Source organism: Rothia sp. 11254D007BW, assembly GCF_053548195.1.
In genome coordinates, this window is sequence record NZ_JBPWPK010000001.1 from 108,095 (window position 1) to 124,807 (window position 16,713).

14 protein-coding genes are annotated in these 16,713 nt (G+C 58.5%); 8 read left to right on the forward strand and 6 right to left on the reverse strand.

Going from position 1 to position 16,713, the window contains the following annotated elements:
• The first annotated feature begins 3 nt into the window (after nt 1–3).
• Nucleotides 4–960, forward strand: coding sequence for a hypothetical protein (locus ACEE43_RS00515; RefSeq protein WP_449107482.1), 957 nt, complete (start codon nt 4–6; stop codon nt 958–960).
• 418 nt (nt 961–1,378) lie between these two features.
• On the opposite strand, the gene ACEE43_RS00520 is transcribed toward ACEE43_RS00515, so the two are convergent.
• Genes ACEE43_RS00520 through ACEE43_RS00535 form a run of 4 tightly spaced genes read right to left on the reverse strand, consistent with a single transcriptional unit; the run spans nt 1,379 to nt 6,099 of the window.
• Nucleotides 1,379–1,711, reverse strand: a complete 333-nt coding sequence (locus ACEE43_RS00520; RefSeq protein WP_449107483.1) for a VOC family protein — start codon at nt 1,709–1,711, stop codon at nt 1,379–1,381.
• 58 nt (nt 1,712–1,769) lie between these two features.
• Nucleotides 1,770–3,509, reverse strand: a complete 1,740-nt coding sequence (locus ACEE43_RS00525) for a glycoside hydrolase family 13 protein (RefSeq protein WP_449107484.1) — start codon at nt 3,507–3,509, stop codon at nt 1,770–1,772.
• Between the two features lie 3 nt (nt 3,510–3,512).
• Complete coding sequence (locus ACEE43_RS00530) at nt 3,513–5,246, reverse strand: alpha-glucosidase (RefSeq protein WP_449107485.1); 1,734 nt, start codon at nt 5,244–5,246, stop codon at nt 3,513–3,515.
• A 22-nt stretch (nt 5,247–5,268) separates the two neighbouring features.
• Nucleotides 5,269–6,099 (reverse strand): endonuclease/exonuclease/phosphatase family protein, encoded by an 831-nt coding sequence (locus ACEE43_RS00535; RefSeq protein WP_449107486.1) that lies wholly within the window; start codon nt 6,097–6,099, stop codon nt 5,269–5,271.
• 291 nt (nt 6,100–6,390) lie between these two features.
• Between ACEE43_RS00535 and ACEE43_RS00540 the strand changes: the two genes are divergently transcribed.
• The 5 genes from ACEE43_RS00540 (at nt 6,391) to ACEE43_RS00560 (ending at nt 13,613) form a co-directional block, all read left to right on the forward strand.
• On the forward strand, nt 6,391–8,034 hold the full coding sequence (locus ACEE43_RS00540; protein ID WP_237204649.1) for an alpha-glucoside-specific PTS transporter subunit IIBC: 1,644 nt from the start codon (nt 6,391–6,393) through the stop codon (nt 8,032–8,034).
• Between the two features lie 95 nt (nt 8,035–8,129).
• Nucleotides 8,130–8,897, forward strand: a complete 768-nt coding sequence (locus tag ACEE43_RS00545; RefSeq protein WP_449107487.1) for a MurR/RpiR family transcriptional regulator — start codon at nt 8,130–8,132, stop codon at nt 8,895–8,897.
• Nucleotides 8,894–9,349, forward strand: coding sequence for a cell shape determination protein CcmA (locus ACEE43_RS00550; RefSeq protein ID WP_237206238.1), 456 nt, complete (start codon nt 8,894–8,896; stop codon nt 9,347–9,349). The genes ACEE43_RS00545 and ACEE43_RS00550 overlap by 4 nt, the downstream gene beginning before the upstream one ends.
• A gap of 126 nt (nt 9,350–9,475) precedes the next feature.
• A complete protein-coding gene (locus tag ACEE43_RS00555; RefSeq protein WP_449107488.1) occupies nt 9,476–13,384 on the forward strand; it encodes a DEAD/DEAH box helicase in 3,909 nt (1,302 codons plus the stop codon).
• Nucleotides 13,377–13,613 carry a hypothetical protein gene (locus ACEE43_RS00560; protein ID WP_449107489.1) on the forward strand — a complete coding sequence of 79 codons (237 nt, stop codon included), beginning with the start codon at nt 13,377–13,379 and terminating at the stop codon, nt 13,611–13,613. The genes ACEE43_RS00555 and ACEE43_RS00560 overlap by 8 nt, the downstream gene beginning before the upstream one ends.
• A gap of 57 nt (nt 13,614–13,670) precedes the next feature.
• Here the strand turns inward: ACEE43_RS00560 and ACEE43_RS00565 are convergent, their stop codons facing one another.
• Both ACEE43_RS00565 and ACEE43_RS00570 read right to left on the reverse strand, forming a co-directional pair.
• Complete coding sequence (locus ACEE43_RS00565) at nt 13,671–13,853, reverse strand: FmdB family zinc ribbon protein (RefSeq protein ID WP_135013206.1); 183 nt, start codon at nt 13,851–13,853, stop codon at nt 13,671–13,673.
• A gap of 64 nt (nt 13,854–13,917) precedes the next feature.
• A complete protein-coding gene (locus ACEE43_RS00570; RefSeq protein WP_449107490.1) occupies nt 13,918–14,523 on the reverse strand; it encodes a 5-formyltetrahydrofolate cyclo-ligase in 606 nt (201 codons plus the stop codon).
• Between the two features lie 102 nt (nt 14,524–14,625).
• Between ACEE43_RS00570 and galU the strand changes: the two genes are divergently transcribed.
• Entirely contained in the window at nt 14,626–15,531 is a 906-nt protein-coding gene (galU, locus tag ACEE43_RS00575) for a UTP--glucose-1-phosphate uridylyltransferase GalU (protein ID WP_237194634.1), read from the forward strand.
• A 238-nt stretch (nt 15,532–15,769) separates the two neighbouring features.
• Nucleotides 15,770–16,618 carry a hypothetical protein gene (locus ACEE43_RS00580; RefSeq protein ID WP_449107491.1) on the forward strand — a complete coding sequence of 283 codons (849 nt, stop codon included), beginning with the start codon at nt 15,770–15,772 and terminating at the stop codon, nt 16,616–16,618.
• Nucleotides 16,619–16,713: the final 95 nt, after the last annotated feature.

Below are 16,713 nucleotides of genomic sequence, written 5' to 3' on the forward strand. Positions count from 1 at the left end.
AAAATGGATACGGGTAGCCTGAACGATAACAAAAACCACGTAAAACAAAATGATATACATAAATCTGACTCAGTCTCAACTGATGATATTATTCATTATATTTTAGAGCTTGGACCCGCAGTTGGTGCATTGCAGAAGTCAATAAAAAATCCTGAAATAAAATATGTTCTCGATCTTACATCATCGCAAGCTAAAGACATCGCAAATGGTGCGGTAAAGCTTACAAAAAATAAGAACGGGCAAATCTTTGCCCAGTATTCTAACAAGGGAAGGTTTGGTTCAAAAATTCCAATACGCCAGGAAAAGGTCGACGGAATTTTGAATGGGCCTGACTTGTTCAATCAAATGCAATACCAGGCGGTGTTACAAGAAATTGAAAATATTAAAGATTTACTTGCAAATATTTTGCTGACTAATCAGAGAATCTTGGTTTCACTTCATGATGATCGGTCAGCAAGAATTGAAATGGGAAAATTCAGTTTAAGAGAAGCTGAAAGCCTTTTAGGGGGCGGCCTTAAATATCAGTTGATGGCTAATGGGCTTGCTGAGCTGGGTTTGGGTATTTCTCAGCTCCAGAAAGAGATATCAAGGAATGTTGAATTTCTGGTAGAAAAGGAATACCTTGAGGTTAAGGGGAAAAAGACTCAGGTAATTAATCAAAAGATGGGCGAGATTCGAACATCTTTGATTTTGGTTCATGCAGCGTATTCAGAAAAGTTCCATCTATATGGAAACCTTGGCGAATCCGATGCACAGCTTGAAGTGATATCCCAATATTCAAAATTTTTAAACAATGAAATTATTCCCTACTCAACCATTCTGTCTGAGTTAGACCCTGACATTCACTTATTCGCAGATAGCCCTTGGTTTAATCTTGCTGGAAAGATGAAGAGTGTTGAATGTTTCAACTCCCAGCTTGATGGTGAAAAAACTGTTTATATTCGTGCAGTTGAGCAATAAAGGACTGAGATGAAAGATCGACGTAAAAAAGTATGTGGAAACCACTTATGTGAGACGAAGGGAAAGCCAAAATACTATAGGAGTGATGTGGTTGTTTGCCCGGACTGCTCACATACTTTGGTGTTTGTATGCTTAAAGTGTAAAAAACAGATAGCCGATTCAGGTATCTCTCACAAGATATGTAGGTATTGCGAGGGGAACGAAAAGGAAAAGCGTCAAAAAATAAGAGATGCCGGCTTGATGGTAGGAAAAGGAGCGGTAGCAGTAGCAGCTGCGGCAGGACCAATTGCGTTAAAGCTTATTTCCAAACGGTAACGTGTAATGGCTCCGTTTTTGTACTGATAGCAGATAATAGCCCCCGTCCTTTCCTCCTGCTGGGAGGAGAGGACAGGGGCTGTTTTGGTTGCGGGGTTATGTGTTAACCGCCGAAGTTGAACATCCAGGCGATGCCGTACTTGTCGGTGAGGGAGCCGAAGGTGGCGCCCCAGGGGGCAGCGGTGAGGGGCTGGATGTTGGTTGCGCCGTCGGAGAGCTTGTCGAACCAGGGGCGGGCGGTGTCGACGTCCTCGGTGGGACCGATGATGGAGGCTTCCATGTTGGTGGTGGCCTGCGCCGGGGATTCCGAGAGGGCAGCGCCGTCGGAGACGCGCAGGTTGAAGCCGTGCTCGGTGATGAGTTCGGCGTGCATGACCAGGTTTTCGTGTTCGGGGGCGACGGGGGCCTGGAAGTCCTTGAAAACAGAAAAGACCATCTAAATCAGAAAAACCCACCTGGTTCGTGGGTTTTTCCGATTTAGATGGTACCTAGTGTTAGGCGGCGATACGGTAGATTCGGGCCTCGTAGGGGCGCAGGGTCAGCTCAGAGCCAGCAGCCTGCTCGGCGGCGTCCGCGTAGTTGGCTAGCACCACCTGGGCGTCCGCGTCCTCCAGCACCTGGTAGGTGCGTTTCAGGACGCCGTCGGTAAAGTTAGCGACGACCAGCAGCTTCTCGCCCTCCCCGTGGCGCTCGTAGGCGTAGACCTCAGAATCTTCGGGGTCCAAGGGCAGGAAGGAGGCGTAGACTAGCAGGTCTTTCAGCTCGCCCCGGCGCAGGGCTACCAGCTGCTGGTAGTAGCGCCACAGGGAATCCTCACGGTTCACAGCCTCAGCCGCGTTGATCTCGGCGTAGTTCTCATTCAGCCCAATCCAGGGGGTGCCGCTCGTAAAGCCGGCACCGGCGTCCGCGCTCCACTGCACCGGGGTGCGGGCGTTATCGCGGCCCTTGGCGTAGATCAGGGCCATAGCCTCATCCGAGCTCATGCGGTCATGTTCGGTGACCATATCGGTGTAGAAGTTAATCGAATCAAGGTCCTTGTAGTCCTCAATGGAGTCGAACTGCACATTGGTCATGCCGAACTCTTCGCCCTGGTAGATGTAGGGGGTGCCCTGCATACCGTGCAGCACGGTGGCCAGCATCTTGCCGGAGAGCTCCCGGTACTCGGGTGAATCGTTACCAAAGCGGGAGATGAGGCGGGGCTGATCGTGGTTGTTCCAGTAGAGCGAACCCCAGGCCTTGCCGTCCAGCTCGGTCTGCCAGGTGTTGAGTATCTGCTTCATCTCGGTCAGCTCAACGGGTTTGCGGGACCACTTGCCCATGCCGGTCTCGGGATCAGAGTCCAGGCCCATGTGCTCAAAGTGGAAGATCATGTGCAGCTCATCGGTGGTGAAACCGGAGAACTGGACGGCTTCCTCGGGGCCGGTGGCGCTCATCTCGCCCACGGTCATGCAGTCGTACTTGTCAAAGGTTTCCATGTTGAGCTCGTGCATCCACTCGTGCACCTTGGTGCCGTTTTCAATCACGAAAGGAATGGAAGATGAGTGCTTTTCGGGGTCGACGCTGGGGTCATCGGGCAGGCCCTCGGGCTTGGAGATGATGTTGATAGCGTCCAGGCGGAAGCCGTCGACGCCCTTATCGAGCCAGAAGGTGACCAGGTCAAAGATTTCCTGGCGGACCTTGGGGTTCTCCCAGTTGAGGTCGGGCTGCTTGCGGGAGAACATGTGCAGGTACCACTGGTCGGTGGTTTCATCGTATTCCCAGGCCGGGCCGCCGAATTCGCTGCCCCAGTTATTGGGGGGTAGGGGCTTACCGTCCTCATCAACCCCTGAGGAATCCCGCCAGATGTAGTAGTCGCGGTAGTCGTTATCGCGGGAGGCACGGGACTTTTCGAACCACTCGTGCTCATCGGAGGAGTGATTGACCACCAGGTCCATCAGGATCTTGATACCGAGAGAGTGGGCGGTTTCGAGCATGGTATCGAAGTCGTCCATGGTGCCGAACTCGGGCATAATAGCCCGGTAGTCGGAGATGTCGTAGCCCATGTCGTCGTTGGGGGAGGCGAATACGGGGGAGAGCCAGATGACGTTAATTCCCAGGTCTGCCAGGTAGGGCAGGCGGGCGGTGATGCCGGGGATATCGCCGATACCGTCGCCGTTGGAGTCGTTGAAGCTGCGCGGCCAAATCTGGTAGACGACCGCTTCCTTCCACCAGGTCTTTCCTGAATTATCTGCCATGGTTTAGTCCCTTTCGTAGAGGTAAATCTTTGCTTCGTAGGGGCGCAGGGTTGCGCCCTGGTCGTCGGTGTAGTTGCTGCTGATCAGAGTGCGCTTGCCAGCCGGTTCGGTGAAGGTGCGGGTCAGGACGTCCTGAGTGAAGTTGGCGATGACCAGCAGGGTTTGGCCGTCGGTGGGGCCGGTGCCCTGGCGCAGGTAGGCGTAGACCTGGCCGTCTTCGGTGGCGGGTGCCTCGGCTGAGTCAATGAGCTCGTAGACACCGTTGACCATGATGGGGTGGGCATGGCGCAGATTGATGAGGTCGCGGTAGTGGTAGAAGACCGAGTTTTCATCGGCAAGGGCTGCCTCAGCGTTGATTTCGGTGTAGCGGGGGTTGAGCTTCAGCCAGGGGGTGCCGCTGGTGAAGCCAGCCTGCTCACCGGCCGTCCACTGCATGGGGGTGCGGGCGTTGTCGCGGCCGGAGGCTGAGATGTAGCGCAGCATGGTGTCGTGGTCGACCACACCGGAGCCGACCAGCTTGGCGTAGTGGTCGTGGATTTCTAGGTCGTTGTAGTCGGCCAGGTCGGTGAAGAAGACGTTGGTCATGCCCAGCTCTTCGCCCTGGTAGATGTAGGGGGTACCTGCCATACCGTGTAGCACGGTGCCCAGCATTTTGGCTGAGACCACCCGGTACTCAGCAGAATCGTTGCCAAAACGGGAGACAGCGCGGGGCTGGTCGTGGTTGTTCCAGTAGTTGGCGTTCCAGCCCTTGCCAGCTAGATCGACCTGCCACTTGGTGAGAATCCGCTTGAGGTCGCGCAGGTCGAAACGCTCATCGTTCCACTTGCCCAGGGCCGGGTTGGGGTTGGCGTCCACGCCCATGTGCTCGAACTGGAAGAGGGTTTGCAGTTCGCCGCGGTCAAAGCCGGTGTAGAGCAGGCCGTCGGCGGTGGTGACGCCGGGAGCCTCGCCCACTGTAATGACGGGGTAGTGGGAGAGCACCTCGCGGTTCATCTCAGCCAGGTACTCGTGCACGCGGGGGCCGTTGGCTGCCATGGTGATGGAGTCGGTGCCGCCCCCGGCTGCTACCTGGGGGTCATCGGGGTAGGCCGGGTCTTTAGAGATCAGGTTGATGACGTCCATGCGGAAGCCATCGACGCCCTTATCGAGCCAGAAGCGCATGAGGTCGTAGACCTCGTTGCGCACGACAGGGTTTTCCCAGTTGAGGTCGGGCTGCTTGGTCGAAAAGAGGTGCAGGTAGAACTGCTCGGTGGTAGGCTCCCATTCCCAGACGGAGGGGGAGAAAGCCGCGACCCAGTTATTGGGCGGAATCGGGGTGCCGTCCTCGGTAAAGCCCGCCGGGTCCTTCCAGATGTAGTAGTTGCGGTAGGGGTTCTCCCGGCTGCTCTTGGCCTGCACGAACCAGTCGTGCTCATCGGAGGTATGGTTGACGACCAGGTCCATCATGATCTTGATGCCGGCTGCGTGAGCGGTCTCAAGGAGCTCATCAAAGTCGGCCATGGTGCCGAACTCGTCCATGATGTCCCGGTAGTCGCTGATGTCGTAGCCGTTATCGTCGTTGGGGGACTTGTAGATGGGGGAGAGCCAGATGACATCCACCCCGAGCTTGGCTAGGTAGGGGATTTTCTCGGTGATACCGGGAAGGTCGCCGATGCCGTCGCCGTTAGAGTCGTTGAAGGACCGCGGGTAAATCTGGTAGACAACGGGTTCTTGCCACCACTGGGTTTCGACTGTCATGATGTGCTCCTTTGCGGTTTGGCTAGATATCGAGGGTCAGTAGCAGACCGGAGTGGTCTGAAATTGCGGTTTCGTCGGTGTCGGGGAAGACGACATCGTGGGTGCGGACGCGCGTGGGCCGGTCGGTCAGCACAAGGTCGATACGCAGGGCTTGGGTGAGATTATCCCAGCCATGGATGGCCTTGTGAACGGTAAACTCGCCGGTCACCTGCTCAGCTACCGTGTAGGTATCAATCCAGCCCCGCTCCTGCATCAGATCGTAACCTTCACCCTGCACCTGAGCCGCATTATTAAAATCGCCGGCAAGAATCACGGGAGCACCGTTAGCTAGCTGCTTCATCTGCCCCTCTAGCTGGGTGAACTCATCAGCAAAGAGGGCTACCTCACCGAGTTTCCACCAACTCATATGGGCGCTCGCAACCCAGGCGCCACCGAACTCCTCACCCAGCTGAACCGCCACAGCAACCCGCCGGGCGACGTCCTGATCCGTATACGCCGGCGAAAGATCAACTAGCTCACAGCGCTCAAAGGGCTGCCGGGTCAAAAGAGCGACACCCTCGTCATAGCGGTCAAATCCCAGATGAGACACCGACCAGGCCCAGTGGTAGGGGGAACCCAGCTGCTCCAAAAACTGGTTCAGCAACAGAGCATAGTTATCCTGGCGGACGGGGCGGTCAGCACCCCCGACAAAGCCGAGAGGGGTATCCACCACGGCGGACTCCACAAACTGGTTGACCTCCTGCAGAGCAACTACATCAACCTGCTCCCGCACAATAAACTGAGCCAACTCAAAAATCTTGGGAATCTGGTGCACCTCAAGCCAGCTGTGGGTGTTCAGCGTTAATAGTTTCATCGAGTACAAGCGTCACTTTCACGGGTCAACGAGGAGAGTCCTACGGCTACCCATCCTAGGTGCGCCCGGCCTGTCTGCCCCCACCAAACCCGGCTCCTGAGCCCCGGCACTTTTACCCGCTCCCGAAAAACGTGCCGGTTCACGGCATTAATGCCAAAGTACCCCAAATCACGCCTACGCTCGGCCAAAGAATGGTTAGATAAGGCTAGTAATCACACGGGTGGCGCTCCGCACACACCAACGCAGCAAGCAGACGGCGAGCCCCACCTATACACGAAAGGTTCTTATCCGATGATGGAGAAGATTCAGAGGTTCGGCTCGGCCATGCTGGCCCCCGTCCTCATCTTTGCATTCGCCGGTCTTGCAGTGGGTATCGCCATTATCTGCAAGAACGAGCAGCTTCTGGGCAGCATCGCCGCAGAAGGTACCGGCTGGTACAACTTCTGGTCCGTTTGGGAATCAGGCGCATGGACCGTCTTCAACCAGATGGAACTCCTCTTTGTTCTGGGTCTTCCCATCGCTCTGGCTAAGACCGCCCAGGCCCGTGCCGTGCTCGAAGCAGGCATGATCTACCTGACCTTCAACTACTTCGTTAACTCTATCCTCAGCATCTGGGGCGACAAGTTCGGCGTCGACTTCACTGTCGACCTCTCCGAAGGAGCAGCAGGTACCGGTCTGAAGATGATCGCGGGCATCAAGACCCTCGACACCGGCATCTTCGGTGCCATCATCATCTCCGCTATCGTTGTATGGCTGCACAACCGCTACTTCAACACCAAGCTGCCCGACTTCCTCGGTATCTTCCAGGGCACCCAGTTCGTCTACGGCCTGGGCTTCTTCCTGATGATGCCTATCGCGCTCGCCTTCGTCGCTATCTGGCCCACCATCCAGACCGGCATTGGCTCCCTGCAGGGCTTCTTCATCTCATCCGGCGTCTTCGGCGTATGGCTCTACACCTTCCTTGAGCGCATCCTGATCCCCACCGGCCTGCACCACTTCATCTACACCCCCTTCGTCTTCGGTCCCGCCGTTGTTCCGGACGGCATCACCAAGTACTGGGTTGCTAACCTCGAAACCTTCGCAGCATCAACCACCCCCGTCAAGGAACTCTTCCCCGGTGGCGGCTTCGCCCTGCACGGTAACTCCAAGGTCTTCGGCCCCCTCGGTATCGCAGCAGCCTTCTACACCACTGCTCGCCCCGAAAAGCGCAAGGAAACCCTGGCTCTGCTGATCCCCGTCTGCCTCAGCGCAATCCTGATCGGTATCACCGAGCCCCTCGAATTCACCTTCCTCTTCCTGGCACCCCCGCTGTTCGCAGTACACGCAGTCCTGGCCGCAACCATGTCAGCTACCATGTACGCCTTCGGCGTTGTCGGTAACATGGGCGGCGGTCTGATTGACTTCCTCTTCCAGAACTGGATCCCCATGTGGCCCAACCACTCAGGTATGGTTCTCACCCAGATCGGTATCGGTCTGTGCTTCACCCTGATCTACTTCGTCGTCTTCCGCTTCCTGATCCTCAAGTTCGACTTCAATACCCCCGGTCGCGAAGTAGACGGTGACGAAACCAAGCTCTACACCAAGGCTGACTACAAGGAAGCCAAGAAGAACGGCACCCTCGGTGCTGAAGGTGCCGCTGCCGCAGGTGCAGCTGCTGGTACTGCAACCGCAGTAGCATCAGACCCCTACACCCAGCGCGCAACCGACTTCCTGGCTCTGCTCGGTGGCCCCGCCAATATCACCGATGTGAACAACTGCGCCACCCGCCTGCGCGTCTCAGTAGATGACCCCTCACTGGTCGCTACCGAAGCTGACTTCAAGTCATCTGGCGCACTCGGCCTGGTGAACAAGGGCAAGGCCCTGCAGGTCATCGTCGGTATGGACGTACCCCAGGTCCGCGACAAGTTCGAAGAAATGGTCAATGCTGGTAAGTAGACACCTACTACCAATGACCTAACACAGGGCTCCTGATGTTTTAGCGCCTATACTGTATAGAATTGCAGTGAACCGCAAAACTTCAGGAGCCCTTTGTGGACTTACAGGAACTCGTCAACGCGCACCAGAACCGCCTCAGCGACACCGAGCGCGAGATACTCGCCTTCATGCTCAACAACGAGCAGTTCGTTGCCGACTCAACCATTAGCGCTCTGGCCCACAAGACCTTCACCTCAACGTCCAGCATTATCCGCCTGACGAAGAAGCTAGGCTTCTCTGGCTTTGCCGAACTGAAGTTTTTCGTGAAAAATTCACTTCTAGATGCAGCATCGCCTAACACAGATTTTCTAGAGAGCGGCCGCACCGACATCCTCAAAACCTACGAGGGTCTCACCAACGTCAACTTCGAGCCCATCCTCAAGAAAATTGAATTGGCTCGTACCATCTACTGCTACGGAACCGGTTTTGCCCAGCGCACCGCTATTCAAGAATTTTCAAAGTCCATGCTGGCTTGCGGCAAATTCACCCACGTTATTCCGGCCTCCAGTGAGTTTAGGGGGAGCATCGGCGTTATGAAGCCCGATGACCTCGTCATCATAGCCTCCCTCTCGGGCGAGACCGAAAGCGCTCTGCCGACGGTGCGCGCCCTGGCCGCCCGCAAAATCCCGATGATTGCCATTACAGCACTTGGCGTCAACACGATTTCTGCCGCCGCAGATTTTTCCCTCCACTACGAGTCCACACCCACCGTCACGGGAACAGCCAAAGAGCCCTACCACTCTTTTGTGGCTCTGAGCGTGCTGCTGGACTACACCGTTCGCCAATACATCCAGTACATCGATACCCAAGAAAAGAATTCATGAACGCCCTGCTCTATGCCCTGCGCGACACCCAGCGCCTCCGCACCTTCCTCTTCTGGTACTGGCTTATCAGCCCCATGGTTTTCTTCTTCTACCAGTTTGCGGTGTCGCGTGGAGAAAACGTCGACTTCCGCGAAATGCTGAACGAACCCGCTATCGCCCTTGCCTTTATCGTCAGCTGCATGTCACTGATTATGGTGGGTCTGCTGCGGGCAGCAGAAACCGAAAACGAAAATACCGAGCGCAGCTTCGGTATGTTTGCTGTAGCCCAGCAGCTACTCACCGGCAACGTTCCTGGCTTCCTGCTGAGCTACTTCTATACCCGCTCCCTCTGGGACGCCCCGCGTGAGCCCTTCGCCCCCCGCCTCCGCTGGGTTATCCTTGCGGGCATGGCCCTGCTTGGTCTGCTATCCCTGCTTACCCTGCTGGCCTACTTCAACCTGGCCACCGGCTAAAAACCATCCCCGGCCCTGTTCCCTGGGAACAGGGCCTTCCTGTAGTGTCTGAGAATCTGTGCTGCGGGCCCGAAAGCTCTATGATGGTAGGGAAGTTAACACGTGCAGAAAGCTAGAGTAGATTCAGTGAACGAGCAGGTAGACCCTGAAACCGCTAACGAGCGCACTACCGGTGCCGCCGCACCCTGGTCCCAGGGCCATGCACAAACCCCGCTGGAAACCCCGGACTCTACCGCTGATGAACAGGTAACAGCCCAGGTACAGGCAGGCCTTGAAGCCTGGGCCGAGCAGATGGAAACCTACACTGGCCCCGATGCCATGTTGGACTTCAACCAGGTCGACTACGTGCACATTGACCTCACTGATGCGAATTCTTCAGGCGTAGCCCAGATGTTTATGGGTCGAAAGACTCGACTGTCAACCATCTTGCGCGATAAGGCCAAGCTTGAGGCTGGCATGGTAGCGGCTCGAGCCTTGCGCACCAAGATTTTTGAGCTGGCAACCGGGCACGGGCTAGATGCAGGTTACTTCGTTGCGGGCACCGCCTCTTGGCTTTCAAGAGATGTCCGTGAGGACGGCATGGTGGGGGAGAAGCGCTTTATCGCACCGATTCTCATGGCTCCTCTTGCTATTACCCCGCACCCTACCAGCGACGACTTTGAGGTTCAGCTCACCGGCCCAGCCCAGCTGAACCCCGCCATGGTGCGGCAGATTAAGAAAGAGTACGGCATCGACCTGGGCACCATGGACGTCGCCCAACTGGCCAACTCCATGCGCAAGCTAGACCCCGAGCCCGTCATTGAGCGCATGCGGGCTACCACCGGGGCTGTACCCGGCATGACGATTCGCTCTACCTACTTCATTTCTACCTTTGCAGACCTTAAGGAAAGCACTGGGGAGCTTCCGGCAACCGCCCATACCCCGCTCGTCCGCGATATTGCCCAGCTCAAGCTCAACCCGTTAGAGCAGCCCTTTGTTGCCCCCGTCCACAACACTCGCGAACCCCTTGATAGCCGCGACCCTGATACCGACATGCTGGTGGTGGACGCGGACGCCAGCGGGCAGGACATCGTTGACCTGGCCCATCTGGGGCACTCCCTGGCTGTGACCACCGCTCCCGGTACCGACCAGCTCGGCACCGCAGCCAACATTGCCGCGGCCCTGATTCACCAGGGGAAATCTGTGCTTGTGGTAGGGGAGAAGCGCTCCACCCTCAACGATTTCAACCGTCTGCTGGAACGCACCCACCTCACCGACCTCACCTTCAATCTGCTGACCGAACGGGACTCAGAGGCCTACCGGCAGGAGTTCATCTCAGCGATTGTGCGCGATGAGAAGGCTCCCGCCCCCAACGTCACCGATATCCACCGGGAACTGGTAGAAACCCGTGCCAAGCTGCGCGGCCACACCGAATCGCTGCGGTTCACCGAATCCCGCTGGGGCTGCTCTGTCTACGATGCCCTGCAAACCCTGGCAGCGCTTACCGCCCAGGACCCGGCGCCCTCTACCCAGGTACGTCTAGCCCGCACCACCATGGACGAGCTGACCCGCCGCACAGAGACCGTCCACAAGCTCCAGCGTCTAGCTGACCTTGGCGGTTTCCGCCCCTCAACCCGGGCCTCAGCCTGGCACCGGGCTAAGCTCACCAGCTCAGACGATACCGAAGCCGCCCACGCCCTGGTCAAGAGCCTGCGTACTTCCCTGAACGAGGTGTCAGCGGGCATGACCCTCATGGCCGACGAAACCGGCCTGAAGCCCGCCACTACCATGGACGACTGGGGAACCCAGCTTGACCTGCTCGAACGTATCGCTGATACCCTCACCCGCTTCAGCCCCGATATCTTCGACCGACCTGTCACCGACCTGATTGCCGCCACCGCGAGTGGAACCTGGCGACGAGAGCACGGCATCGACATGTCGAGCATCCAGCGCTCCCGCCTGCGCCGGGCCGCCAAAGAATACATCGTGCCCGGCGTCAATATCTCAGACCTACACGAGAACCTCTTTATCGTTCAGGGTCAGCGCGAAGAATGGATTGGCCTGGCTAAGGACGAACGCGTCCCCACTATCCCCGAGAACCTCGCCGACCTGCGGGCCCGCTATACCGCCCTGCTCGAAGAATTCACGGGGCTAGCTATCGTGCTGGAAGATTCCCCGGCCGGCACCCGCTTCTCAGCCACCCCCCTCAACCAGCTCGAAGAGAGGCTCGCCGCCCTCATCGATGACGAATGGCTCCTACACACCCTGCCTGAGCGCGTCCGCCTCACCCGGGAACTGAGCGACCAGGGCTTGGGCGAACTCCTCGATGACTTTTACGAACGCCAGCTCGAAAGCGGCGCTGTAGCTGCTGAACTAGAACTTGCCTGGTGGCAGACCGCCCTTGAAATGATGCTGGCCTCTCAAGAACTTGAGATTCTGAGTGCAGACACCCTGCGCGACCTCGAAACCCGCTTTCGCCGTGCAGACTACTCGCACCTGGCGTCCGCCCCTGCCCGCCTGCATGCCCGCGTAGCCGATACCTGGCGCGCCCGCATCCACGAGTACGACCACGAAGCGGCCTTCCTGCGCAGCCAGCTCAAGAGCCACGAGTTCAACCTCCAGCAGGTGCTGACCCACGCTCCCACCATGGCCACCACCCTACTACCCCTGTGGATTACCAGCCCCTTCGCCCTCTCAGGCAAGGTGCCCACCGGCATGCGCTTTGACGCAGCGATTCTGCTCGATGCCGAATCCACCCCGCTGGCAGCTAACCTACCTGCCCTCATCCGGGCAGAGCAGGTCATCGCCCTGGGTGACCCCCACAGCGGCTTCCCCTCACCCTTCATGGTCTCAGCGGTAGCCCAGAACGCACCGGTGGTAAAGAACCAAAAACTGGTTAGCACCTTCGAGGCCCTCGCCAAGGTACTGCCTGGCCGGTCTTTGGCTACCGTCAACCGGGCAATTGACCCCGCCCTCTTTGGCTACCTCAACGAACACTTCTATCGGGGAGCCCTCACCAGCTACCCCTGGGGGGAAGAAATTACCGACGGCACCCCGGCTCTCACCGTGGAATATGTGGACGTCACCGGGCGGGTCTCCGACAACGCCGCCCTTGATTCACCCAGCCTTGAGGTACAGCGGGTAGCCGAAATGGTCATCGAGCACGCCTACCGCAGCCCCCAGCAGACCCTAGCAGTAGTTACTACCACAGCCCGTCACGCCCAGCGTATCGCCGAGGCCGTCCGCCAGCTACTGGTGCGCTACCCCCAATTCGCCCCCTACTTCGCAGCGGGGGACGAGTCCTTCCGCGTCGTTGATGTCTCCCGCGCCGTCGACATGGAACGGGACGTCATTATCTTCGCCCTTGGCGCCGGTAAAACAGCCCAGGGGGCAGCCCACCACTTTGGGCACCTTTCCGAGCGCAGCGGCCGTGAAAGCTTCGTGCTTGCTACCACCCGCGCCCGCCATCTCACCCGCCTGGTCACCTGCGTGACCCCCGAAGATCTGGACCCCCAGCGCCTAGAATACGGGGCCTTCGATATCTACCGCCTGCTGCTGGCCTACCGCCGTGAGCAAGAAGCTCGCGCCGCTCAGGAGCTGACCAAGCCCATCACCGACAAGCTACCGGTCAACGAATTCCTTACCAACGACCACCTAGAAGCCATCGACATGGGTGACTGGCTGCTCAACGACCTGGTGCGCCGCCTGGGCCAGCACAAGGTCACCCTGCACGAATCGGACGTTCCCCTGATCTCGTTGATCGCAACGAGTGAGGAAGAATCTCTATTGGCCGGGGCAGTGGCTAGCCCCCGGGCCCGCACCATGGTGCAGGACGTCGACCGTACCACCCCGGTGAGAGTGCCCCTGGCCGTTGTCTCTGACGGTTCAGACGCCTACGCTGCCATGAGCGTGCGCGAACGCTCCCGCCTGATTCCTGAGCTCCTGGCCCGTACCGGCTGGAACCACATGACCTGCTGGACTATCGAGGTCTTCTCAGACCCCGAAACCCTGGTCGGCCGGATTGGAAGCTACCTGGGGCTGGGGCGCAATGAGTAAGCCATCAGGCGCTGAGCCAGCAGGAACTGAAACCCCTGGCCCCGGCTACAGCCCCGTCCCCAAAAAACGGCGCGGCCACCGCCGGGCCACCGGCGGCTCATCCTTTACTGGCACCGAACCCAAACTGGCAGGGCTCACCGAACCAAGTGCGTCCGCCCCGCCCACCGAGGGGGAGGACGCCCGGGCAACCTGGCTCAAAGAACAGCGTCCGCCCCACTACGGGCAATAAAAAGAAGGGGCTGCCTGCCACATACCGTGACAGGCAGCCCCTTGAACGTCTCTGGGCTTATTTGCCCTTATCGTTGGCGTAGAAACCAGACCCCTTGAAAACCACACCGACCTGGCCGAACTTCTTGCGCAGGGTGTCCTGGCCGCACTCGGGGCAGGTCTTGAGCGCGTCGTCCGAGAACGACTGGTGCTGCTCAAACACGTGGCCGCAGTTCTTGCACTGGTAAACGTAAACAGGCACGGATAACTCCATCAAATAGGCGATAAATCTGGGGGTTATTCTACTCTGTTCTGGCGGCTCGTCCTCAATCACCCAGGCGGTGCAGGGTATTCTCCGTTGCCACAAACCGAAGTGTGGCATCCCAGCTATCTACAGGCAGACCATCAAGGATTTCCCGCTCAAACACCACCCCCACGGTAGAGGGGTCTTGTGCCAGAGGGCCAAGCTGCTCAAAAAGCCGGTCATAGTAGCCGCCGCCCTGCCCCAGCCGCCGCCCCGCCAGGTCGTAGGCAAGGGCAGGTACCAGGCGCAGGTCTGCCTGGATAAAGGCTTCAGCCCCGTGGCGCTCGCCTATCGGCTCTGCGATACCCAGCGCATTGACGGTGTATTCTACCTGTGGCTGCCACTCTACCCAGGCCAGCTGACGCCGGGGACGGACGACCGGCACCAGCACCCGGTACCCCTCAGCTACTGCCCGGGTAAGGGCTGGCAGAAGGGGAGGCTCAGCGGGAAGGGGAAGAAAGGCGGCAAGGGTGCTGCCTGTAGGGAGGCCTTGCCAGAGGGGAGCTAGGGTGCGTTCAAAGCCCTGAGCCGTTTCTTGGTGCGGTGGGTTGTGGGTTCGGCGTCTGCGCAGGTAGCTGCGGGCAAAGGCCTTAGCCTGGGTGGTGCTTGCTGATCTAGTAGAGCTCATGGGTGCCCTCCTGAAGAAGTGTTAGCTGAATCTAGTCACAATTTACCCCTCTTTAGGGCAGCGAATGCAGACAAACTCTAAAATTTGGGTATTCTGAAAGGTATGACTGAAAATAAATCACTCTCCGTGACCAAGGCTGTGATTCCTGCCGCCGGTCTCGGCACTCGCTTCCTTCCCGCCACCAAGGCCACTCCTAAGGAGATGCTGCCCGTGGTGGACCGCCCTGCGATTCAGTACGTTGTCGAAGAAGCCATTCGCGCTGGCCTGAACGACGTTTTGATGATTACCGGCCGCAACAAGCGTGCCCTAGAGGACCACTTTGACCGTGTACCCGGTCTGGAACAGCAGCTCGCTGACCAGGGCAAGGACGCCCTGCTCAAGAGCGTTGAAGATTCCAACGACCTGGGTGAGATCCACTATGTCCGCCAGGGCGACCCCAAGGGTCTGGGCCACGCTGTACTGCGCGGCAAGGTCCACGTTGGCAATGAGCCCTTCGCGGTTTTGCTGGGTGATGACCTGATTGACGAAAAAGAAGACCTGCTCTCTGCTATGGTTGCTGTCCAGCAGAAGACCGGCGGCTCTGTCGTTGCCCTGATGGAGGTCCCCGAAGAGCAGATTTCTGCTTACGGCTGTGCTGCAGTGCAGGCTGTTGAGGGCGAGGACGGCTTCGTTAAGGTCACCGGCCTGGTCGAAAAGCCCGCTGTTGAGGATGCCCCCTCAAACCTGGCCGTCATCGGCCGCTATGTTCTTTCCCCCAAGGTCTTTGAGGTGCTGGAAAATACCGCACCGGGCCGCGGCGATGAAATCCAGCTGACCGACGCCCTGCAGACTCTGGCTCAGGGCACCGGCGAGGGCGAAGGTGTCTACGGCGTGGTCTTCAAGGGCCGCCGTTTCGACACCGGCGACAAGCTCTCCTACCTCAAGGCCAACGTCATTCTCGCTGCTGAGCGCGATGATCTGGGCCCTGAGCTGCGTACCTGGATTAAGGAATTCGCAGCCGAGCTGTAAGCCCTGATGCTACTGCTGGGCGGACGCGGGGCTAAGGGAGGCCTTGAACCGTTCGGTAGTGAGTAGCTTGGAAGCAGAAGAACTGGGTACCTTCTAGAAGGTACCCAGTTCTTGTCTCATGGCCTGCTCTGTTTGAGAGAGCTGGGGTAGAATGAACTAGATATTTGTGTCACAGAGATAAAGAACGGGGGCAGCGATGGACTTCCTGAGTGGTTCAGGCCTTATTTTGCTGGTATGTGTGCTGGTTGGCCTTGGGCTCGTTGTGCGCCGCCGTAAGTCAGATTCTGTGACCAGCATCGGGGCTGAGAAGTTCGTTGCCGATATTGTTGAGAGCCACGCCAGCGAGGCTGAGGCCCGCCGTGCGCCGTCCGCCCCTCCGGCTCAGGCCGCGACCGAAACCGCCCCGGCTTTTCGGCTAAAAACCACCCGTCTGGCTGTGTTCGGGCTAGCTCTAGCCTTTGCGCTGGCCAGCCTGGTCACGGGAGTTCTGTCTCTCACCGGTGGAGCAGCCCCGCTCCTTCCCCTCCTCTTCTTGCTAGCTAGCCTGGCTTGCCTGGCTACCTTGCGTGTTTTGGCCCTGCGTGACCGCGACCGTAGGCGGGCCCGCACCGTACTGGCTGTTGAACAGCGCCAGGCCCAGCGGCGTCCTTCTGCCCCCTCAGGCACCTCTCGCGCACCCAGCAACCAGCAGGGTCGCCCAGCAGCTACCGTCTCTACTGTCGAGCTGAAGCCTGCCCCCGAGCGTCCTGCTCGTGCCCGCCAGCAGATGCCGGTCAGCCACGCGGCTAAGGCCCTCCGGCGGGCCAAAACTCAGCATCACCCGGTATCGACTGCCCCGGTGCTGACATCTGAGGTCGAGGCAACTGAACAACAGGCCTCAACCCGCCTGCGTATGGACGAGGCTCTGCCCGATACCCGCTGGCAGGTCACAGAGGTACCCCTGCCTACTTACCTTGAGACAGAGACCGTCCGCAGGGAAGCTCCTGCACCTCTTGATACCGAGGTAGCGCCGAAGAGCCAGACCCAGACCCTGGCCGAGGCAGCAAGCCTCAACCTTGACGATGTGCTGAAGCGCCGCCGCGCCTAGGCGAAGATGAAGTTTTTTCAAAGAATAGATACCCAGCCGTAGCCTCACCCTGAGAGGCCGCGAAGCTGGGTATTCTGTTTGAGGGGCAGGACCAC

Excerpts from the sequence above, each read along its gene's own strand:
- ACEE43_RS00515 (WP_449107482.1), top strand. The coding sequence starts at position 4 with ATGGATACGGGTAGCCTGAACGATAACAAAAACCACGTAAAACAAAAT.
- ACEE43_RS00520 (WP_449107483.1), bottom strand. The coding sequence starts at position 1,711 with ATGGTCTTTTCTGTTTTCAAGGACTTCCAGGCCCCCGTCGCCCCCGAA.
- ACEE43_RS00525 (WP_449107484.1), bottom strand. The coding sequence starts at position 3,509 with ATGGCAGATAATTCAGGAAAGACCTGGTGGAAGGAAGCGGTCGTCTAC.
- ACEE43_RS00530 (WP_449107485.1), bottom strand. The coding sequence starts at position 5,246 with ATGACAGTCGAAACCCAGTGGTGGCAAGAACCCGTTGTCTACCAGATT.
- ACEE43_RS00535 (WP_449107486.1), bottom strand. The coding sequence starts at position 6,099 with ATGAAACTATTAACGCTGAACACCCACAGCTGGCTTGAGGTGCACCAG.
- ACEE43_RS00540 (WP_237204649.1), top strand. The coding sequence starts at position 6,391 with ATGATGGAGAAGATTCAGAGGTTCGGCTCGGCCATGCTGGCCCCCGTC.
- ACEE43_RS00550 (WP_237206238.1), top strand. The coding sequence starts at position 8,894 with ATGAACGCCCTGCTCTATGCCCTGCGCGACACCCAGCGCCTCCGCACC.
- ACEE43_RS00560 (WP_449107489.1), top strand. The coding sequence starts at position 13,377 with ATGAGTAAGCCATCAGGCGCTGAGCCAGCAGGAACTGAAACCCCTGGC.
- ACEE43_RS00570 (WP_449107490.1), bottom strand. The coding sequence starts at position 14,523 with ATGAGCTCTACTAGATCAGCAAGCACCACCCAGGCTAAGGCCTTTGCC.
- galU (WP_237194634.1), top strand. The coding sequence starts at position 14,626 with ATGACTGAAAATAAATCACTCTCCGTGACCAAGGCTGTGATTCCTGCC.